The sequence below is a fragment of the Senimuribacter intestinalis genome, assembly GCF_943192965.1.
In the GTDB taxonomy this organism is placed as follows: domain Bacteria; phylum Bacillota; class Clostridia; order Peptostreptococcales; family Anaerovoracaceae; genus Senimuribacter; species Senimuribacter intestinalis.
Genome location: NZ_CALPCF010000003.1, coordinates 145,079 through 164,620, shown reverse-complemented (window position 1 = coordinate 164,620; position 19,542 = coordinate 145,079). Strand labels below are relative to the sequence as shown.

The window sequence follows — 19,542 nt, the reverse complement described above, 5'->3', positions numbered from 1 at the left end:
TCAAAAGAAATCATTTCTTTGAGACTGCCCTTCGCGTTTATAGAAAGCGTTAGTTAATTGCTCGTTAATTGTAAGTTCTGTATGCCTGATTAGACCATTTGGAATAATAAGTGATACCATCAATGGTACGCACGCCGCGAATTCTGAAATAGTAGCGGGTGCCTTTTGTTAGGCTTTTGGTATTTTTGTAAGTCAGTACAGTACCGCTGGCTGTCTTAAAGAAAGGGGTACTGTCATAGGTCCCCGACTTTGTGGATCTATAGATTTCGTAATAGTCCATCTTGTATCCTGCAGATTTTTCCCAGTTGATGCGGATAAAACCGCTGCCCAATTCAGATTTTGCTGTTATCGTGGTTGCTTGAACCCCCGCAATCAGCTTCTCGTTTGAATTCGTATTTGCCGGAGCTTGATAGGTCCTGTATGCTTGATTGGACCACTGCGTGTAGTATTTTTTACCATCGATGGTGCGTACACCTCGGATCCTATAGTAATACTTGGTACCATTAGTCAAGCTTTTTGTATTCTTGTAAGTGACAGCAGTACCAGACGTAGTAATGTAGAAAGGTGTGTTGCTGTAGCTTCCGGATGCTGTGCTTCTATATACTTCGTAGTAATCCACCTTATAGCCTGCGGATTTGGTCCAGTTTAGCTGGATAAATCCACTGCCTAAAGCAGAACTTGCTTTGATTGTCGTATTTTCGACGCCTGCAATTGTGCCATTTGCAGCAGGAGGCTGCGGTGTAACCGGATCTTCTGGCTGAGCGGCAGCGGTTACTTTTATATTGACCTGCCTGGTTGCTTTTTCGTAGTTGTTGGTTTCCGCGGAGGTTACGGTAATGACCGCTGTACCGGTGCCTCCTTTTAGGGAAACTTTACCTGTATTGCTGACTGTAGCGATGGAAGTATCACTGGATTTGTAGGTCAGCTTTCCATCGCTGTCGCACTTGGTGTTGATGGTGAAATCATCTCTGTCAGTGGTCCGGTTATAGGTGGTGTATCCGGTAAACTTTGGAGTTGCTTTTTTGATTTTAAAGGTCTTGGTTAAAGTGCCGTGATAATTTCTTTTTCCTGTAATTTTCACTGTTGCTGTACCTGCGTTCTTGTTGTTGGAATAGGAAACGGAGTAATCACAGGTTTTAAGCGTAGTGCCTTTGTACTGAACTTTTACAGTCGGCTTTTTTGCGCTGCCGCTGTAGGTTACATCGGCAATACTGCCGACAGTGCCGCCGTCTGCAATATCGGTGGTAGTAATGGTAAATGGAACCATTTTTACGTTGGAATACTTGCCGATACCTTCAATGCGTGCATAAGCAGTGCCAGCCAATACGTTTTTGATGTAATTGACTTTATAGTCGACGCCTTTCGTCAATTTTGTGCCGTTGTAGGTAACGGAGACTGAAGGGTATTTTCTGTATTTTGTATATTCGTAGGACGTTTTTCCGAGAGAAACGGAAGCGTTTTTTATGGATTTCGTGCCAGATTTTGTTTCTTCGGCATTATTATCATAGTACCAGAAGTTGCAGTCCACCCGACCGCTGATACCGGTGATGCTTCCGCTGGAAGTGTACTGCCAATATTCGTAAGGTCTTTCGTAGCTATTGTCAGTGGAGTACTGTGCCAGCCATACCTTGAATTTATTGTCAATTAGATTCATGTTTATTTTGTTGCTGCTGGGATTTCCGTAGGGGGAGGTGATGGCGCGATAAGAGTAAAACATGGACTCATAGTCGGAGTTCTTTTTTATGTAGTTTAGAAAAGCAAGGGAGTTGGTCGCAGCCTTGTCCTTTCTGGTGGAAGAGGACCAGCTGTTATATGCACTGGTGAGTCTGCTGCCAGAAGGCATCTCAAAGTCATAAGCAACTGGTAAATCCAATTCTCTGCCGTCCAGCACATCCAGCACATACTTGGCTTCCTTCTGTGCTTCTGTCGGGGAAGTTGCTGTGGAATAGTAGTATACGCCGACCATGATATCGTTGGCACGGGCTTCTTTATAGTTGTATTCAAAATATGAGTCAGTGTTAGTGCGGTGAGGTGAGGCAAGATAAGAAAAACCGACGCGAATGTAGGCGTAGTCGATACCTTGTCTTTTCACCTTGGCCCAGTCAATCTGCTGCTGATACTCGGATACATCAATGCCGTCGATGACCAGGGTGTTTCCGAATTTGGAAGCATGGGAATAACCGCCGGAATCCACAACGGCGCTGCTGGCAGAGGCGACTATGCAGGTGGCAAAGAGAGCGGCAATGGATAAAACCGCAGTTAATAGTAGTTTTTTTGTATTCATTTCATCTCTCCTAAAATTATAATTTTACTATGCCCTTCTATCTTAACAAATTTGTCCGAATTTGTCGACAGCATGAGTAGAATTTTCACATAGACTTCTTGAAAACTTCATGAAAATGGTTTATTATCAAGATATTATGTTGGGTTATGTTACCATAGAGAAAAATGAATTGAAGGTGCGGGATTATACCTTGTACCAGGGCTATTACTGCGGTATCTGTAAATCCATAGCCAGAAGAATTGGCCAGATTCCAAGGCTTGGGCTCAGCTATGACGCAGTATTTCTTGCACTGGTTTTGGCGGGCTTTGAAGATACAAAAGATACGCTGAAACTGGAGCATTGTATCACTCACCCCATAGAGAAAAAACCTGTGATTTACGATAATGCTGCTATTGACTATGGAGCGGACGTTATGGTAATTTTAACGTATCATAAATTTTTAGACGACTGGAAAGACGAAAAAAGTGTTGCAGGCTTTGCGGGAAAAACCGCTTTGCGCCATGCCTACAAGAAACTAGAAAAGCGTTATCAGAACCTTTGTACAAACGTTGAGAAAGCACTGACAAAGCTATCTTTGTTGGAGGAGGGAAAGTCAACCTCTGTAGACCAGACCGCGGAGGCTTTTTCTGATTTGATGGAAGTGCTGTTTACCGGATTTTTGGAGGGAAGTTCTCTATCCGCGAAAGAAGAGAAGCAGACCAGAGTGCTTGCCCAGCTGGGTCGTGCGCTGGGGCGGTGGATTTATATCATAGATGCATTGGATGACTATGAAAAGGATATGGAAAAAGGCTGCTATAATCCTCTAATTTACAGAAAAAATCACCTTGAGGGCATGGACACTTTGCTATATCAATGTCTGGGGGAAATTGCGATGACATATGACTTACTGGAACTAAAGCAAAATACAGAGATTGTCGAAAATATTATTTTTATGGGACTGCGCGCATGCACAGACCAGATTCTTAGAGAAAGGATAGATACAGATGAGCAATCCATATGAAGTACTGGGCGTTTCACAGAACGCTTCAGATGAAGAAATCAAAGCGGCGTATAAAGCGCTTGTAAAAAAATATCATCCGGATAAATATCAGAACAATCCCCTTGCAGATTTAGCAGAGGAGAAGCTGCAGGAGATTAATGAGGCGTATGATGTGCTGATGAAGGGAAGAGCCGGCGGTGGCTCTGGTAGCTGGTCCGGCACATGGGCTTCAGATTCTGGCAGGGGGTATGCAGGTGGCTCAAATAGCCGTGCTTCTGGCAGCAGTGATTATTATGCAGTTCGCCAGGCCATTGACCGAGGTGATTTTATAGGAGCGGAACAAATGCTGATTCATGCACCTATGCGAGATGCTGAGTGGTTTTTCTTAAGTGGAGTGCTATCTTATCGGAAAGGCTGGATTGATGATGGAATCAGCAATTTGCGCCAGGCTATTGATATGGATCCAAATAATTTTGAATATCAGAGAGTTTATCAGCAGATGATAGCGCAGGGAAGTATGTATAAAAACCGTTCTGACGGGCAGGGATATAATCGAAGTGATGACTGCTGCGCAAATTGCTGCACATTTTATTGCCTTACGACCTGGTGCTCACCTTGCTGGTAAAAAATGGAATTTTATTAAGCCTTAAGAGAACATTTACAGGGGTTATTTTCCAGTATTTTTAGCCATTTGTAAGGGGAAGAATCTAAATTGCAGAACTTTGAGGATCTCACCCCAAGAGACTGGTAGACAGTATAATTGTGTGCTATGATGAAGTCACCAATTTAGCAGACGAGAAAATGGCGCCAATCTATAATCGTCTCAACCAAATTGAAGAGCGTCTTGTTAGAATATAAACCTAAAAAGCTGACTTGCTGAAGAAGGCGCCTTGCGGCATACCTTTCCGGCAGATCAGCTTTTTCGTTTATTAGGCGATTAAATAATATGAATATAATCTTTCAGTTCTTTTTCCATCTCAACACGGTGGTGTGCAGTGTAAATACCAGGAATGCCACCGGTATGCAGCATGATGACATTTTCGCCATGCGCGATTGTGCCTTTTTTTATCATATCCAAAATGCCTGCAAAGGTTTTTCCAGTATAGCAAGGATCTAAGATTACGGCTTCTTTGCGCCCCATGTAATAAATGGCTTCGCGCACTTCCTTAACCGGGTTATTGTAAGCACCGCAGTCGTATTCAGTCGTGATATCAAAATCAGATTTGTTCATTTCCTTTGGCAGATTGAAAAGAGTTTTCATACGATCATAGTAATTAGCCGCCATGGCGTAGATATCTTTCTTTGGAGAAATGCTGATACCAGTTAGCCGAAGGGGCAATCCTTCGTTTTTGATGGCACAGGCAAGACCCATGTAAGTACCCATGCTACCTACAGTAGAAATCAGACGAACGTCAGAAAGCTGCATTTCTTCTACCTGTGCAGCCAGCTCTAAAGCACAGTCATAGTAACCTAACGCACCGATTTCGTTAGAGCCGCCAACCGGAATAAAGTAGACTTTTTCACCCTTTGCCTCCCACTCTTCTGTCACTTTTTTAACTGTTGCTGCCTCAAGCTCGTCTGCGGTATGTACGCCGTCGTCCTGCACCAGATAAACAGGACAGCCCATGATACCGTCAAGAAGAAGATTAGCTGATATTTCGCCTGGATAAGGGTCAACGGCTACGATGGCAGCTTTAAGACCGTATTTTGCAGCGACAGCAGCAGTTAGTCTGCCGTGATTGGTCTGTGCGCCGCCGACGGTCAGCAGCATAGTCGCATCCTGGTCCAATGCATCTTTTACCAGATATTCCAGCTTACGTAGCTTATTGCCGCCGGTACCGAAATTGGTCAAATCGTCTCTTTTCAGATAAAAATTGACGCCTAGTTCTTTTGAAATATTTTCGAGATAGGTAATCGGGGTTGGTGAATTGAGAAAATGTAATTTCTCACGTCCTAAAGTCATATAAAATCCTCCTGTTCATTTACTGAAAGATATTGTACCACATATTTGAAAGAAAAAACAGGGGGAAAAGGTTGTATATTTATGAATTATCTAGTATAATAATGAGAATCGAGCAACAGTGCGTATAAGAAATGAAGGAGGAATACAATATGGCGAGCTTATGGGGTGGCAGATTTGAAAAGGAAATGGATGAAATTGTAAAGGTGTTCAATGCATCTATCGGATTTGATCAAAGAATGTATAACGAAGATATAGACGGCAGTATTGCGCATGTAACAATGCTTGCGGCGCAGGGGATTGTCACAAAAGAAGAGAGTGGGAAAATTATCGCAGGTCTTGAAACCATACGTGAAAAAATTAGAAGCGGTGAAATTATATTTAACGTAGAAGATGAAGATATTCATATGGGAATTGAAAGCCGGCTGATTGCTGAGATTGGCGATGTGGGTAAGAAACTGCACACAGCTAGAAGCAGAAATGACCAGTGCCAAGTCGATGGCAGAATGTATCTAAAGAAAGAAATTGGAGAGATTCTGGACAGACTCTATTATCTGGAAGAAGTAATTTTGGAAAAAGCTGAGAAATATGCGGATTGTTTGACCGTGGGATTTACCCATATTCAGCATGCGCAGCCAATTACCTTAGGATTTGTGTTCATGGCGTATTTCCAGATGTTTAAAAGAGATATCGAAAGGCTTCATGATACTTACCACAGAATGAACTTATGTCCTTTAGGAGCAGGTGCTCTTGCAGGGACGACTCTTCCCATTGACAGGCATAAAACCGCGAAGCTTTTGGGTTTTGCAGCGCCAACAGAAAATGCCATGGACAGTGTCAGCGATCGGGACTACAGTATTGAATTTTTAAGCGATGCGTCCATTTCCATGATGCATCTATCCAGATGGGCGGAAGAGTTTGTATGGTGGAACTCTCAGGAGTTCAGTTTTATTGATATCGATGACAGTTACTGTACAGGCAGCAGCATTATGCCGCAGAAAAAGAACCCGGATATGGCGGAACTGCTTCGCGGAAAAGTGGGCAGAGTCTATGGAGATTTGATGCAGCTTCTGACCGTGATGAAGGGGACGCCTCTTGCCTATAACAAGGATTTTCAGGAGGATAAGGAAAGCCTCTTTGACGCGGTAGACACATGGAAGGCCAGCATTACCATCTTTGCTAATATGCTGGAAAAGACGGAGTTCAGATTGGATCAGATTGAGGCGCAGATGGCAAAGGGATTCCTAAACGCTACCGATATTGCGGAGCATTTCGTTAAGCAAAACATTCCATTCAGAGAAGCACACGAAATTGTTGGGCGCATGGTGAAAGTCTGTGAGGTTAATGGTTGTCAGCTTGAGGATTTAACCGATGAACAGCTCAGCGAAATCGACGGCAGAATTTCGAAGAAATCCCTTGGCGATATCAGTATTAAGGCCTGCGTCGACGCCAGAATTTCTTTTGGTGGGACAGCGCCGTCAGAGGTCAGAAGACAGATTGCAGCGGGAAGGGCATTCCTTGAAAGTTTAAAATAAGTAGTAATAGATAAAAAAAGGTTTAAAAGAACGAGAATTTGGGAAATCTCGTTCTTTTGCACGTTTTGAGAGAGGATTACAACAGATATAGTTTTATAATGCGGTCAATATAATCGGCATTCAGACTGCCGTCAGCTAGATCAAAGGTAATAATCAGATTATCCCAAAGGTTAATGCCTGCATTGTGGTAGTCCTGCAGCTTAAAAAATATCTTGCGCACATATTCTTCATCGTCGATTTTTCCAAAATGTTCCCAGAGGAATATTTTTTTATCGCGGGGACGCTCTATGAGAAAATCAGGATAATATTTAAAACCGTTTACTGTGTATTCAACCTCATATTTGAAACGAAATTGGTAAGAGGTCAGTATGGAAGCAATAAGTGTCTCGGATTTAGAGCGGTAATAGACACCCTGATAAAGATGTTTTTTATCCTGCTTCCAGCCAGTATTCTGCTCAGCGGCAAAGTTGTGCCAGTCGTTCTCAAGAGGGATAATTGGCTGGTAAGTATTTAACAATTTTTTTAACAGGGGAATATCAATTTGTAGAGAGCGAAGTTGCTGCAGGAGTGCTTTTTTACTTTTGTATTGCTGGTATAATTCAGGGCTGTTTTTCAAACTGACAAGTGCAGTGCCGGTATCTATGTAATAGTATTCTTTTCCCTTGCTGCTTTTCTTTACTAGATTTCCCATAGGAAGGTCAGATAATTGATTTTTACAGTATTGTTGCTGTCTTTTTAAAAAATCAAGTTGTGCGGTAGCTGTATCGACGAAATTCATTTTTGAATCATCTCCTTTCATGTGCAGGTATGTCGTGTAATTGTCTTCCAGTTTTCAGCTTTTTAGAAGAAGGTTTTCAAAAGTGCCCAAAAAGGTTTCTTTTTGCGAATGAAATCGGGATTTTGAAAACCGATTGGAGAAAATCTGAAAACTGGTAAAAAACGGTTTCAAACTGGAACGGACATACCGTAATTTAATCCGATTATACCATGAATAAAATGTAAAATACAATAAAAATTTACAAATAATAGAAATTAATACAAAAAATAGAATTAAATTGCCGGAATCCTCAAAACCATTTCTTCTTTCGAAAGAAAATCAAAAGACCTACGACCAGTCCTAATGATAGAGAAACCACAAAAGGGTAGCCATAGGACCACTGATATTCGGGCAGAGAGAAGTTCATACCGTACCAAGCAGCAATCAGGGAAAGAGGAAGGAAAATTGACGTGACTACAGTGAAAACTTTCATGATGTTATTCTGCTCAATATCGATTTGGGACTGATAGGCCTCCCGCACCGATTCCAAATAAGTCTGCAGATGAAAGGTGAACTCCAAAAGACGGTCAAATTTTTTGTCAATATAGGCAAAGCTGGAATCTACCGCACATAGCGCATCTGTGAGAAATTCCATCTGTTCATAATAGCGCTTAACCTTGATTAAATCCTTGCGGACTTTGACGATGTCGGAAATGCCATCCTTTCCTGGTGTGCTATCCATGAGCAGCTTATCCTCAAGGGAAATGATCAGGTTTTCCAGAGATTCCAGCTTGTGTACATCGCTTGCAGTCATTTCCAGCAGAAATTCGTGAAGCTGCAAAACTCCGTCAAAAGGGGTATCTATGTTTTGTGCAAATTCACAAATGGCAGTGCTGTCGCTGGCAATGAGCAGATGATTTTTGTCCGCGAAGATGGTGACCTTCTTTCCATCCATCCAGTAGAAGGTCAGAAAATATGTCCGTTCTGAAAGTACTGTAAAAAAACTGCGGCTATCATCTAAACGGCGGATGATGTCATCATTCACATATTCTTTTAACGTTGAGACATCCTTTTCTTCTAAAATTTTAATCATCGTGCACCTCTTTCAGTATAAAAGACGGCAGAGTTTAGAATCTGCCGTCAATAGTATGTGCAACTTTTCTTTATTTATAAATTCTTGCGACTCTGTGTCCCAGCGTGCCGTACAAAAATTCAAAGGTATTTTCACAGAATTGTTCCATCTCCCACGTTGTAATCTGCTCATCGCCATCGCGTCCCACCATGATTACTTTATCCCCGATCTCACAAGGAATACCTGTTACATCGATAAAAGCTTGATCCATACAGCAGCCGAGGAATCGTGTGCGGCGACCATTTACCAGGACAGGTCCTTGTTTTCTCATCCAGCCAGGATAAAATCCATCGGCGAATCCTACTGAAAGTGTAGCAATTTTCATCGGTTCGCTGGCAATGAATGCGCGGCTGTAACCTACACTGTCGCCCGTATCAATCTGGTGTACGTTGGTGATATAGGTGCCGATTTCTACAGGTTCTGTAAGTCCTAGAGGCTCTCTGCCGTCTTCCATGGCCATATGCCCTAGAATCGAAGTACAGGAACGGACATGGGTGCTGTAGTCTATAGCTTCCCTGTACCATGAAGTAGCAGCGGAATTGCAGCAATGCACGTACTGCAGCGAAAAGCCAGCCGCCTTTATTTGAGAAACGCCTTCCTGAAAGCGTGCAAACTGTTCCAACGTGAAGGGATCATAATAATCGGCAGTCGAAGATACAAAGTGGGTATAAGCGCCGACTACTTCAATGTTGTCAAAAGATTTTACCAAATTCAAAAGATTTTCCAAATTTTGACCAGGTTTTACGCCAAGCCGGTTCATGCCAGTGTTAATTTTGATATGGACTTTGGTCTTTTTTCTTGCTTCGCCAGAAAGAGCATTGAGCCGGCGGGCGGTGACTTCTTCAAAGAGTGGAATCTGCAAATCGTATTCGATTGCACCGTGGAGAAGATGCTGTGGGATGCCGCCAACGATGAGAATCTCGCAGGAAAGACCTGCATGTCTGAGCTCTACAGACTCGTGCATCGCTGAGTTTGCAATCAGTTTAGCACCGCAGCGCTCTACAAAAAGTTTTGCCATAGGTACAAGACCAAAACCGTAGCAGTTGCCTTTGACGACAGGGATAATATCCGTATCAGGACCGATGTGTTTTTTTACAATCTTATAATTGTTCACAACAGTGTCCATATCTACTTTAAAGTAGGAGTTATAGTAGTTGTTTTCCATAAGGATGCCTCCTTATTCGTTCAGATGCAGATAATTGATATGGGAAACGGTAATATTGTCTGCTTTGCGACAGCGCTGCCCCAGAATGCGAACCTTTCCCAAAGCAAATAAACATGCGTCCTTGTATGGCATCTTTTCGTCAAGCTCAAACTTTCGCCACTGCGCTTTTTCAAAGCCGGTCAGAAGGAATGAAGTCTTGGGGCAGAGATGTACGATGCAGTCTGCCGGAAGCGTTTCATCCAGTTTTCTCAAGAACGGAACAGTGAAGTTTTCTGTGATTTGCTTTGCAAATTTTGGACCGAGTATATTCAGACTTCCCGGAGAATCGGTATAGTAGATGATGCGGCAGCCGGCATCGTAAGCCGCCAGCGCAAAATCTACAAGTCCATCAGAAACTTTCGTGAAGAACTGATCCATGACTTCCGGCTTTTTTCGCCAGCCCATAAGTATTTTCATTAGATCACTGACGCCGTTGATGATGGTAACTGGTCCGTGAAGCTCCACCGTTGCATTGCCGCCGGCTTCATTGATCGCTTTGACTGCTTTCAGGGTTTCGCTGATTCGTCTGCTGGTAATGTCCATAGGAGAAAGGTTTGCAAGCTCATCGATTTTTGTGACAATATCGGTGTCCTTGCGGGGGCCCAGTGGGGAATCGTCAAACTTAATTTTTGCGCCCATGCTTTCAGCCTCAAGAACTGGGTCAAAGGGCAGCACTGCATTTTCGCCTGCCAGGGCGGCGATTGCTTCTGCGCTAAAATATGCCTCAGGAAGAGAAAGTCCCTTTGCTGCAGCTTCTTCCTTTGACATGCCGATGTACTCTGCGTATTTACAGCTGTAATCGATTAGTTTTGCCATTGCTTGTTACCTCCTTTATAAAAATCCCGGCAAACAAGGCTTTCTTGCCGGCCGGGGATTTTATGCGTCGTGGATAAGAATATTTTATACGAATACAATCTGTACGTTTTTACAGTTGGTCAGATATACGATAGAAGCGTAGTTGATGCCGAAGGATACGATATCACCAGGCTTCAGATCTCTTTCGGCATCTTCGATATCTAAGATAGTGTGGTCGGAGGAAGCGCCAATGACCTCAACACCTTTATCTTTCGGGAAGATTTCGTCGATACTGCCGTAATCCACCTTACCGATACCAAGAAGGGCTCTCTTTCTGATGCCTCTGTCAACATATTCAGGTGTGTGTCCAAAAGCATCAATAGAAATTTTGCCAACCGGGTGGGACGGTTTGTCCTTGACTTCGATGACTTCAGCTTTCAGCGTATAAGTGTCCTGGTGCATCCAGCTCATGTCATAACCGTAAAATACATCTAAATCTCTTGCGAGAAGAATACCTTCGCCGACTCTGAGCAGATTGATTCTCTTTGGCATGTCGTGATTGATAATTCTAGGCAGGCTTGTAGTAGCGCCACCGGAGATGTATTCCAGCTGTCTGCCGATTTTGCCTTCGATTCTTTCTGCGATAGCAACCAGTTCGTCCAGTTTGTCAGCTGTTGCTTCGATGGAGCCGTAGCAGCCCAGATTGGTGCCGACGCCACCTAGTTCCAGATTCTTAAGCTCATTTTCTACCATGACAGCAACATCAACCATTTCGTCCTTGTCCCAGAATCCTTCACGAAGGTCTCCAAGGTCAGCCATCAGAATGACTTTGTGTACCTTGTTCTGCTTTGCAGCTTCTTCGTTCAAAGCTTTCAGTACGGAGACCTCACTGTTTAAGCTGACATCGCAAAGTCTTACAACTTCTGGAAGTTCGCTGAGCATAGGAACACGCAGCAGCAGCATTGGAAGATCAATACCGCAGTCAATAGCGTCTTCAATCTGCTCCAGTCTGGAGGAAGCGATTAGCTTTGCACCGCCTTCAGCAAACATTTTAGCACATTCAGGAATACCTGTTGTTCCTTTGATAACGCCGGCAATGTCAATACCAAAAGGTTTGCACTTTTCAACGACTGCGGCTACATTTTCTTTTAGATACTGTAAGTTGATTTCAACTCTCGGATAAATTTGTTTTACCATGGTGTTCTCCTTTTTTATAAGCGCGTATCTTCATTTTCTATTCTAATGGATCTATTTTACCATGGGAGAAGCAGGGAAGTCCATATAGAAAGATTATTTCCTTTGGTATTTTTTTGAGGAAAAATTAAGTATAAGACAGGAAAATAGACTTTGTCTAATAATTGACAATGTGTGATAAATGTTGATAAATCAGGGAGGAAGGACATGCAGAAGCACTGTATAAAAAGGCTATATTGAAATGGCAATTTTTTTTCTAAAATATCTGAAAAAAGACCTAAAATGATATTCAGAAATTATGTATAATTTAATAGATAAACAAAGTATGAAAGGTGAAGGAAAAAGAATGAACAAATTTACATTTGACAACATGCCCCAGCTTAGAGTACTGAGCAACGAGCAGGTAAAAGAAATGCATGAAAAGGCATTATATGTGTTGGAAAATTTAGGAATCATTTTTGCTTATGACGAGGCACTTGATTTACTTGAGGGAGCAGGCTGCGAAGTAGACAGAACAACGCAGAAAGTTAAGTTCCCGAGAGAAGTAGTCGAGAATGCAATCAAATCTGCGCCGAGCACTTTTGATTTATATGACAGAAACGGCGAATTTTACTGCACATTCGGCGATGGCAAGACCCGTTTTAATCCGGGAAGCAGTGCCGGCAACGTACTGGAAAGCGACGGCGAGACTGTTAGACTATCCGGCGTAAAGGATCTGAAACTTTTGACGAAAGTTGCACAGAGCCTGCCGCACATCGACTTTGTATCTTCTTCCATCGTTTGTGAGGAGGCGCCGGGAGAGCTTGGATCTCAGTATCTGTATTACACCGAAATGCAGAATTCTATCAAACCGATTATCGGCGGTTCTACTGATGCAGAAGGCGTACCTAGAACCTTCAAGCTGTTAAAGGCTGTTTTAGGGTCGGAAGAAGCAGTCAGAACCAAACCGTATACACTCTTCGATATCTGCGTGACATCTCCGCTGAAGTGGTCCCATATCGGAGCAAGAAATATCATCGACTGTGTCAGAATGGATATCCCTATTAATCTGATTTCTGCACAGATTGCGGGCGCAACTGGTCCAATTACCCTGGCAGGCTGCATCCTGAACCACACCGTAGAAATTCTGGCAGGTCTGGTACTTGCACAGGTTACGAAACCGGGACATCCTGTTTCCTACGGCGGTGCACCTTGCATCTTCAACATGAAGACCATGTACACCCCGATGGAATCCATGGAATGCAGCATGGTAATGGCAGGCTATGCGCAGATGGGTCACTACTACGGACTTCCGGTACATACTTATGCTGCAATGTCTGACGCAAAGATTGTAGATTATCAGGCAGGCAGTGAATCTGCAAGATCCGGTCTCATGGCTATGATGGCAGGCGTATCCAACGTATCCGGTCCGGGCGGACTCAACGTAATCGCAGAAATGTCCATCGAAAAGCTGGTTATCGACAACGACTATATCGGTACATTGAAGCACTTGCAGAAAGGCATTCGCTTTGATGATGAAGCGCTGGCTGCAGATCTGCTTTTGGAAGTTGGTTCCGGCGGAAATTTCATGACTCAGAAACACACATTAAAGAATTATAAAAAGGAACAGAACTACAGCAATATCACCATGAACTATCAGGAAAGAGCTGCTTGGATCAAAGAAGGCAAGAAGTCCATCATGGACAAGGCGAGAGAGTATGTACAGGAAATCGACAAACAGACTATCTGCCCGCTGTCCGATGAACAGAGAAAAGCCCTCGATGCTGCTTTCATTGAAGTTTGTGCTGACGCTGGACTTTCCGAAGAGGTCGCAAAGGACCTGATTAAAAAGTATGATGAAGCTTAATCGCTAGTAGGGTAGACGTTTAGGTTTTTGTCATAAAAGAAATTATACTTTACTTAAATTATAAGAAAGGAAAAGTACGACTTAGAAGCCCCTATCTTCTATGTTGCACTAAGGTAAACTTATGGGTAGACGAGTTCCTATGTGGCAAGTGTTACTATGCGTGGTATTTACGCTAGGCGTAATTTGTTACTCCATCTTCCTTACACCGGATTATGGTGAAGCACATATGCCGATGATTCTGGCAGCTGCTTTCGTAGCGATTGTTGGCGCCCTCAATGGCTGGAAATGGAGTGTCATGGAAAAAGGTATGGTTCAGGGTATCAGCCGCTCTATGCAGGCAAACCTGATTCTGCTGACAGTAGGTATCCTGGTATCCACCTGGAAAGCAGGCGGCATCATTCCTTCCATGATTTACTATGGACTGGACATCATCAGTCCTGCACTGTTCTTAGTAACTGCGGCTCTGCTGTGTACGATTATTTCTTTCGTAATCGGATCTTCTTACACCACTGCAGGTACCATCGGCGTAGCGATGATTGGTATTGCAGTTGGTCTTGGCATCAATCCGGCGCTGGCTGCAGGCGCAGTCGTATCCGGCGCATACACCGGTGACAAGATGTCTCCGATGTCCGATACTACAAACATGGCACCGGCTGTATCCGGTTCTAACATTTTCGATCACATTAAGCACATGGTGTGGACTGTAACACCATCTTATGTCATCGCACTGGTTCTGTGGTTCATCTTAGGAAGAAGTGCAGCGCCGAGCGGCGGAATTCAGATGGAAATGAAGGATATCCTCCAGGATGCAATTCAGAATGAATTTACAGTAAGTCCATTCCTGATGCTGCCGGTTCTGTTCCTGCTTGCAGCAGTAGTGCTTAAGATTCCTGCACTGCCGGCAATGTTTGTTGGCGTAGTTATGGGTATCTTCTGCATGGGTGTTGTGCAGGGAATTGATGCGGATCAGTGGTTCTCCATCATGCACTACGGCTATAAATCCTCCAGTGCTGACATCGTTCTGACTGAAGAATATTCCGTAGCTGACGTAGTCGGCGGCGGCGGATTTGACGGCATGCTGTGGACTGTATCCATCGTACTTTGCTCTATGTCTTTCGCGGGCGTACTGGAAGCAACAGGTATGCTGGGACAGCTGGTAGAAAAGATTCTGAAGGTTGCAAAGACCAACGGACTTCTGATTATGACTACCGTACTGACTTGTCTGTTCATCAACCTGCTCTGCGCAGACCAGTACTTGGCAATCATTCTGCCGGGCAGAATGTACAAGACTGCTTTCGAAGACAGAAAGCTGAAGAACAAGAACCTGTCCAGATGTCTGGAAGACTCCGGTACACTGACTTCACCACTGATTCCTTGGAATGTGTGTGGCGCAACGATGACAGGCTTCTTGGGACAGCCGACAATCGCATATGCACCATATGCCTTTGTTAACTATCTGTGTCCGATTATTTCTATCATCTACGGATTCACCGGATTTACCATCGAAAAGATGACCGACGAAGAATACGAAAAGATGTTAGAAGCTAGAAGAGCAGAAGAAGAAGCGACAAAGAGAGAATTAGAAGCATAATCTTAGCTATTTGAGCTGATATAAATACTTCTTTCAAAAGGAAAGGAGCCAGCCTGCGGGCTGGTTCCTTTCCTTTTTTGCATATTTTTGAAAAAAGTACTTTACTACTTTACTAAAGTAGAGTATTATAGTAATGCTACGTTTTTAAGAAAGGAAATTTACGACATGAAAAATTTTAAGAAAGTATTTATTTTAATGATGGCATTGGTGATGACTTTTGTCATGGCAGCATGCGGCGCAGACGATGCCCAGTCCGATATGGAGTATGTAAAGGAAAAGGGCACGCTGGTTGTCGGCATTACAGAATATGAACCGATGGATTACAAAGCTGAAAACGGCGACTGGATCGGTTTTGATGCAGATATGGCAAAAGCCTTTGCGGAGAGCCTGGGCGTAGATGTGGAATTCACTGTCATCGACTGGGACAACAAGATTGCTGAGATTAAAGGCAAGAGCATTGACGTGGTTTGGAACGGCATGACCCTTATAGACGAAGTAACTTCTGCCCTGGGCACTACCAATCCTTACTGCAAGAATGGTCAGGTAGTAGTTGTTAAGAAAGAGAAAGCAGATCAGATTCAGTCTGAAGAAGATTTGCAGGGTCTGACCTTTGCTGCAGAAGCAGGTTCTGCAGGAGAAAAGACGCTGAAAGGCATGGACTTTGAGGTGACTGCCGTGCAGACACAGGCTGACGCTCTCATGGAAGTATCTGCAGGCACATCTGATGCTTGCGTTATCGACCTGATCATGGCAGGAGCTATGATTGGCGAAGGCACCAGCTACGAAGATTTGACTTACACTGTACAGCTGAATAACGAAGAATATGGCGTGGCATTCCGTCCGGAATCCGACCTTGTGGAAGCTTTAAATCAGTTCTTTAAGGACAGCTATGCTGACGGCACTATGATGGAAATCGCTAAGAAGTACGGTGTACAGGAATCTATCATCGAACAGAAATAAAGGAAGTTTATAGAAATTATGATGCAGGAAGTAATGCTGGCGCTGTCCAGTGGATTTTTAGTCACAATTAAATTATTTGTGCTGACGCTGATTGGGTCGCTTCCTCTGGGACTTTTGATTGCTTTTACCTCTATGAGCAGAATCAAGGTAATCAAGGTGCTTTCCAGAACGGTTGTCTGGATTGTCAGAGGAACGCCGCTTTTGCTGCAGCTGATTGTAATTTATTACGGTCCGGGTCTGATGTTTGGAAATAACCTCTGGGGCGGCAGCAATGCAGGCAGATTCATTGCTGCGCTGGTTGCTTTCATCTTTAACTATGCCTGCTACTTTTCTGAGATTTACAGAGGCGGCATCGAAAGTATTTCCAAGGGACAGTACGAGGCAGGTCAGGTGCTTGGTCTTACCAAACGGCAGATTTTCTTTAAAATCGTGCTGCTGCAGGTAATCAAGAGAATCATACCGCCTATGGGGAACGAACTGATTAACCTTGTTAAAGATACTTCCCTGGCCCGCGTCATTGCGGTTTACGAGCTGATTTGGGCAGGACAGGCATTTATCAAGAGCAGCGGTATCATTTGGCCGCTTCTGATGACCGGTGTATTTTATCTGGTATTCAGCGGCATTCTGGTGCTGGCATTTAACGCTCTGGAAAAGAAACTGAGCTATTTTGAAAGTTAAGGAGGAAAGGATATGTCGATTTTAGAAGTCAAGAATCTGAAAAAGAGCTTTGGCAAAGTCAGTGTTCTCAAAGGCATCGATTTTTCTCTGGAAAAGGGCGAGGTTTTGGCAATTATCGGCTCTTCCGGCGGCGGAAAGACTACGCTGCTTCGCTGTTTGAACTTCCTTGAGTATGCAGATGAGGGAACTATTTCCGTTGGCGGAGAGGTGATTTATGAGGGCGGCGTGACCAATCGTTATAACGAAGCCGAAATCAGAAAGAACCGGCTTCACTTCGGTTTGGTATTTCAGTCTTTCAACCTGTTTCCGCAGTATAACGTGCTGCGCAACGTAACCTTGGCGCCGGAACTTTTGAAGATCAGCACGGCGGCAGACATTAAAGAACATGCGCTCAAAACCATTGAACGGGTCGGTTTGACCGATAAGCTGGAAAACTATCCTTGCCAGCTCTCTGGCGGACAGCAGCAGCGTGTGGCAATTGCTCGCGCTCTGGTGATGGATCCAGATATTTTGTGTTTCGACGAGCCGACGTCGGCGCTGGACCCGGAACTGACTGGCGAGGTACTGAAAGTAATCAAAGGACTCAAAGGCAGTGACAGCACTATGATTGTTGTTACCCACGAGATGGAGTTTGCCAGAAGCGTGGCGGATAAAGTCATCTTTATGGCGGATGGACTCATTGAAGAAATGGGCACGCCAGAGGAAGTCTTTGATCATCCAAAGTCTGCGCGCACCCGCGCGTTCCTGCAAAAGTCGCAGGAAAAAATTTAATACATATTTAAAATGAGCCGCCGGTGGTTATGCCGGCGGCTTTTGGACTTTTGCAGATGGGCGCCGTGGGGCGTCCGCGGAACTCTTTGTTGTGAGAGAACGTGCATATTTTTAGTGATTTTGCCGGTAATATGCACAATCGTGTGCATATTTTTGTAGGAAACACTTCTTATATGCATAATGACATCGCAAAAACGGAGAAAGCTGGCAAAGAAACAGAAAAATCGTCCTTTTCCAGCTTTAAATGTACATATTTTAAGGATTTTTTCAAAATATATGCAGAGCGCTGTGCATATTTTGGGGGATTTTTGCAAATATATGCATTTCCGCTAACTATGACCGCCCCATGCTCAGTTGCTCCGGTTGTAACTAGCTGTTAGTTGCCAGCCCTTAAATTTCTTCCACTATGCCGTGGGCGGCACGATAAGCTTTCGGTGTCATGCCCTTGGCTTTTTTAAATACTTTGGTGAAATAGCTCTGGTCATCAAAACCTGTGGACAAGGAAACATCGATAATGCTTAAATTGGTATTTGCCAAAAGATTGCATGCATGTTCTATCTTTAAGGTGTTAAGATAATCAGTAAAGGTCACACCCATTTCTTGTTTGAACAAGGTGGAAAAGTAAGAAGAGTTGACATGGAGATTGGTCTCGATGTCCTTTAGGGAAATTTTCTCCTTGTAGTTTTTGTTGATGAACTGCAGTGCTTTGGTTACTATCTGGGAACGTCCATTATAAATAGAAGTCAGCATGTTCTTTGTAATCATCTCGATTAGAGACTCTGATACAGAAAGCAGCTCATTGTAGCTGTCAGTTTCGCTGAGTCTGTTGATGATGTCAAGGTCGGTGTCGATGACCTGATTGAGATTGCTGTCGCTTTCGCTGGCGATTCGGATAATGATGGCAAAGAGCCAGAGAACTTTTGCCTTGATTCCTTCCATATTGCCCGCTTCCAAAATGGAGAAGGTGCTGAGCAGTTTGGCTACATTTTCTTTTGCGGCAGCAACCTGTCCGTTGCTGACATTGTCGATTAGGACTTTTTCTAAGTCGTAAGGGTATTCTACAGTGAGATGCTCTTTTTTATAGTGTTGAATGTCGATATTAATCTTATTCTGCTCACTGTATTGGTTGCGCAGTGCACTGTAATCGTCGCTGCCAGATACTGATGTGATGATACAATTGTAAAACAGCAGTGCAATTTGTGAAATCTGACTAGGATGATATACTTTCATCTTGCCTGCGAACATCTTTGCCATAGCGGCAGCCTGCTCGTCCAGCGCATTGAGGTTGGCGAAGCTAGATGCAGTGCTGTTTCGGAGTTCCCCCATGATAACAGGACCTGCAACGAAATAACCGGCGAATACTTCGTCGATAATCAGTGAAATTGCGATGTTAGCAAGACCGGCTTTGCAAAGAAAGATATAGGGTTCTCCGAGACGAGAGGCAAATTGTCCGGCGGAAGCTAGGTTCTTTCGACATGGACTGTCTTCTTTTTTATAAATACTGAAGATATTACAAATTTTATCTTCAGTTTTGAATTCTTTTATAATTTGGTCGTGGTTGTTAAAATAGGTAACAGGTATGTCTGTAATATCTGAAAAAGCTTCTAAAGAAGTATTCAAGTACTCTGACAAAGTTTCTGCATTGGGTGTGTCAAGGCTTGGAATTACAAAGTTTTTCATAACAAATACACTCCCTTTCGTCGGTTTCACATTATGTAAAAAATATACAATTTTTTATAAAAATTTTCATTCACATTATAGCACAGGCAGAAAGTAAAAACAATTCCAATTTATATAAGGCGGCAAAGAAATATAAAAATATTACTTTTTTGAGGGTGACAAAAATAGTACTAAAA

Annotated in this window: 16 protein-coding genes; 8 read left to right on the top strand and 8 right to left on the bottom strand. The window is 43.5% G+C overall.

Going from position 1 to position 19,542, the window contains the following annotated elements; translation table 11 throughout:
* Positions 1 to 64: 64 nt before the first annotated feature.
* The gene (locus NFR88_RS04170) at positions 65 to 2,284 is read right to left on the bottom strand and encodes a GH25 family lysozyme (RefSeq protein WP_251613705.1); all 2,220 of its coding nucleotides are present in this window, start codon (positions 2,282 to 2,284) and stop codon (positions 65 to 67) included.
* Between the two features lie 109 nt (positions 2,285 to 2,393).
* Between NFR88_RS04170 and NFR88_RS04165 the strand changes: the two genes are divergently transcribed.
* Complete coding sequence (locus tag NFR88_RS04165; RefSeq protein WP_251613704.1) at positions 2,394 to 3,284, top strand: DUF5685 family protein; 891 nt, start codon at positions 2,394 to 2,396, stop codon at positions 3,282 to 3,284.
* A complete protein-coding gene (locus NFR88_RS04160) occupies positions 3,268 to 3,888 on the top strand; it encodes a J domain-containing protein (RefSeq protein WP_251613701.1) in 621 nt (206 codons plus the stop codon). The genes NFR88_RS04165 and NFR88_RS04160 overlap by 17 nt, the downstream gene beginning before the upstream one ends.
* A gap of 312 nt (positions 3,889 to 4,200) precedes the next feature.
* Here the strand turns inward: NFR88_RS04160 and NFR88_RS04155 are convergent, their stop codons facing one another.
* Positions 4,201 to 5,226 (bottom strand): 1-aminocyclopropane-1-carboxylate deaminase/D-cysteine desulfhydrase, encoded by a 1,026-nt coding sequence (locus NFR88_RS04155; RefSeq protein WP_251613699.1) that lies wholly within the window; start codon positions 5,224 to 5,226, stop codon positions 4,201 to 4,203.
* Positions 5,227 to 5,375: 149 nt separating this feature from the next.
* On the opposite strand from NFR88_RS04155, the gene argH reads away from it, so the two are divergent.
* On the top strand, positions 5,376 to 6,758 hold the full coding sequence (argH, locus tag NFR88_RS04150; RefSeq protein ID WP_251613696.1) for an argininosuccinate lyase: 1,383 nt from the start codon (positions 5,376 to 5,378) through the stop codon (positions 6,756 to 6,758).
* A 76-nt stretch (positions 6,759 to 6,834) separates the two neighbouring features.
* Here argH and NFR88_RS04145 read toward each other — a convergent pair whose 3' ends face one another.
* The 5 genes from NFR88_RS04145 to NFR88_RS04125 all read right to left on the bottom strand — a co-directional run bounded on the left by NFR88_RS04145 (position 6,835) and on the right by NFR88_RS04125 (position 11,843).
* Complete coding sequence (locus NFR88_RS04145; protein ID WP_251613693.1) at positions 6,835 to 7,557, bottom strand: hypothetical protein; 723 nt, start codon at positions 7,555 to 7,557, stop codon at positions 6,835 to 6,837.
* Between the two features lie 268 nt (positions 7,558 to 7,825).
* Positions 7,826 to 8,608 carry a CorA family divalent cation transporter gene (locus NFR88_RS04140; RefSeq protein ID WP_160200615.1) on the bottom strand — a complete coding sequence of 261 codons (783 nt, stop codon included), beginning with the start codon at positions 8,606 to 8,608 and terminating at the stop codon, positions 7,826 to 7,828.
* Between the two features lie 70 nt (positions 8,609 to 8,678).
* On the bottom strand, positions 8,679 to 9,812 hold the full coding sequence (gene alr / locus NFR88_RS04135) for an alanine racemase (RefSeq protein ID WP_251613690.1): 1,134 nt from the start codon (positions 9,810 to 9,812) through the stop codon (positions 8,679 to 8,681).
* A 12-nt stretch (positions 9,813 to 9,824) separates the two neighbouring features.
* A complete protein-coding gene (locus NFR88_RS04130) occupies positions 9,825 to 10,667 on the bottom strand; it encodes a uroporphyrinogen decarboxylase family protein (RefSeq protein WP_251613687.1) in 843 nt (280 codons plus the stop codon).
* 84 nt (positions 10,668 to 10,751) lie between these two features.
* Entirely contained in the window at positions 10,752 to 11,843 is a 1,092-nt protein-coding gene (locus tag NFR88_RS04125; RefSeq protein ID WP_251613684.1) for an alanine/ornithine racemase family PLP-dependent enzyme, read from the bottom strand.
* A gap of 343 nt (positions 11,844 to 12,186) precedes the next feature.
* On the opposite strand from NFR88_RS04125, the gene NFR88_RS04120 reads away from it, so the two are divergent.
* From NFR88_RS04120 to NFR88_RS04100, 5 genes are all read left to right on the top strand, one after another.
* Positions 12,187 to 13,686, top strand: a complete 1,500-nt coding sequence (locus NFR88_RS04120; protein WP_160200611.1) for a trimethylamine methyltransferase family protein — start codon at positions 12,187 to 12,189, stop codon at positions 13,684 to 13,686.
* Positions 13,687 to 13,807: 121 nt separating this feature from the next.
* Entirely contained in the window at positions 13,808 to 15,277 is a 1,470-nt protein-coding gene (nhaC, locus tag NFR88_RS04115) for a Na+/H+ antiporter NhaC (protein ID WP_160200610.1), read from the top strand.
* 165 nt (positions 15,278 to 15,442) lie between these two features.
* On the top strand, positions 15,443 to 16,237 hold the full coding sequence (locus tag NFR88_RS04110) for a transporter substrate-binding domain-containing protein (RefSeq protein WP_160200609.1): 795 nt from the start codon (positions 15,443 to 15,445) through the stop codon (positions 16,235 to 16,237).
* A gap of 18 nt (positions 16,238 to 16,255) precedes the next feature.
* Positions 16,256 to 16,915: an amino acid ABC transporter permease gene (locus NFR88_RS04105; protein WP_160200608.1), complete on the top strand. Its 660-nt coding sequence runs from the start codon at positions 16,256 to 16,258 to the stop codon at positions 16,913 to 16,915.
* Between the two features lie 18 nt (positions 16,916 to 16,933).
* Positions 16,934 to 17,686, top strand: a complete 753-nt coding sequence (locus tag NFR88_RS04100) for an amino acid ABC transporter ATP-binding protein (protein WP_251613897.1) — start codon at positions 16,934 to 16,936, stop codon at positions 17,684 to 17,686.
* Positions 17,687 to 18,076: 390 nt separating this feature from the next.
* On the opposite strand, the gene NFR88_RS04095 is transcribed toward NFR88_RS04100, so the two are convergent.
* A complete protein-coding gene (locus NFR88_RS04095) occupies positions 18,077 to 19,366 on the bottom strand; it encodes an AraC family transcriptional regulator (RefSeq protein WP_161909207.1) in 1,290 nt (429 codons plus the stop codon).
* Between the last annotated feature and the right edge of the window lie 176 nt (positions 19,367 to 19,542).

Excerpts from the sequence above, each read along its gene's own strand:
- alr (WP_251613690.1), bottom strand. The coding sequence starts at position 9,812 with ATGGAAAACAACTACTATAACTCCTACTTTAAAGTAGATATGGACACT.
- nhaC (WP_160200610.1), top strand. The coding sequence starts at position 13,808 with ATGGGTAGACGAGTTCCTATGTGGCAAGTGTTACTATGCGTGGTATTT.
- NFR88_RS04155 (WP_251613699.1), bottom strand. The coding sequence starts at position 5,226 with ATGACTTTAGGACGTGAGAAATTACATTTTCTCAATTCACCAACCCCG.
- NFR88_RS04140 (WP_160200615.1), bottom strand. The coding sequence starts at position 8,608 with ATGATTAAAATTTTAGAAGAAAAGGATGTCTCAACGTTAAAAGAATAT.
- NFR88_RS04165 (WP_251613704.1), top strand. The coding sequence starts at position 2,394 with ATGAAAATGGTTTATTATCAAGATATTATGTTGGGTTATGTTACCATA.
- NFR88_RS04095 (WP_161909207.1), bottom strand. The coding sequence starts at position 19,366 with ATGAAAAACTTTGTAATTCCAAGCCTTGACACACCCAATGCAGAAACT.
- NFR88_RS04110 (WP_160200609.1), top strand. The coding sequence starts at position 15,443 with ATGAAAAATTTTAAGAAAGTATTTATTTTAATGATGGCATTGGTGATG.
- NFR88_RS04145 (WP_251613693.1), bottom strand. The coding sequence starts at position 7,557 with ATGAAAGGAGATGATTCAAAAATGAATTTCGTCGATACAGCTACCGCA.
- NFR88_RS04130 (WP_251613687.1), bottom strand. The coding sequence starts at position 10,667 with ATGGCAAAACTAATCGATTACAGCTGTAAATACGCAGAGTACATCGGC.
- NFR88_RS04125 (WP_251613684.1), bottom strand. The coding sequence starts at position 11,843 with ATGGTAAAACAAATTTATCCGAGAGTTGAAATCAACTTACAGTATCTA.
- argH (WP_251613696.1), top strand. The coding sequence starts at position 5,376 with ATGGCGAGCTTATGGGGTGGCAGATTTGAAAAGGAAATGGATGAAATT.
- NFR88_RS04120 (WP_160200611.1), top strand. The coding sequence starts at position 12,187 with ATGAACAAATTTACATTTGACAACATGCCCCAGCTTAGAGTACTGAGC.
- NFR88_RS04160 (WP_251613701.1), top strand. The coding sequence starts at position 3,268 with ATGAGCAATCCATATGAAGTACTGGGCGTTTCACAGAACGCTTCAGAT.
- NFR88_RS04170 (WP_251613705.1), bottom strand. The coding sequence starts at position 2,284 with ATGAATACAAAAAAACTACTATTAACTGCGGTTTTATCCATTGCCGCT.
- NFR88_RS04105 (WP_160200608.1), top strand. The coding sequence starts at position 16,256 with ATGATGCAGGAAGTAATGCTGGCGCTGTCCAGTGGATTTTTAGTCACA.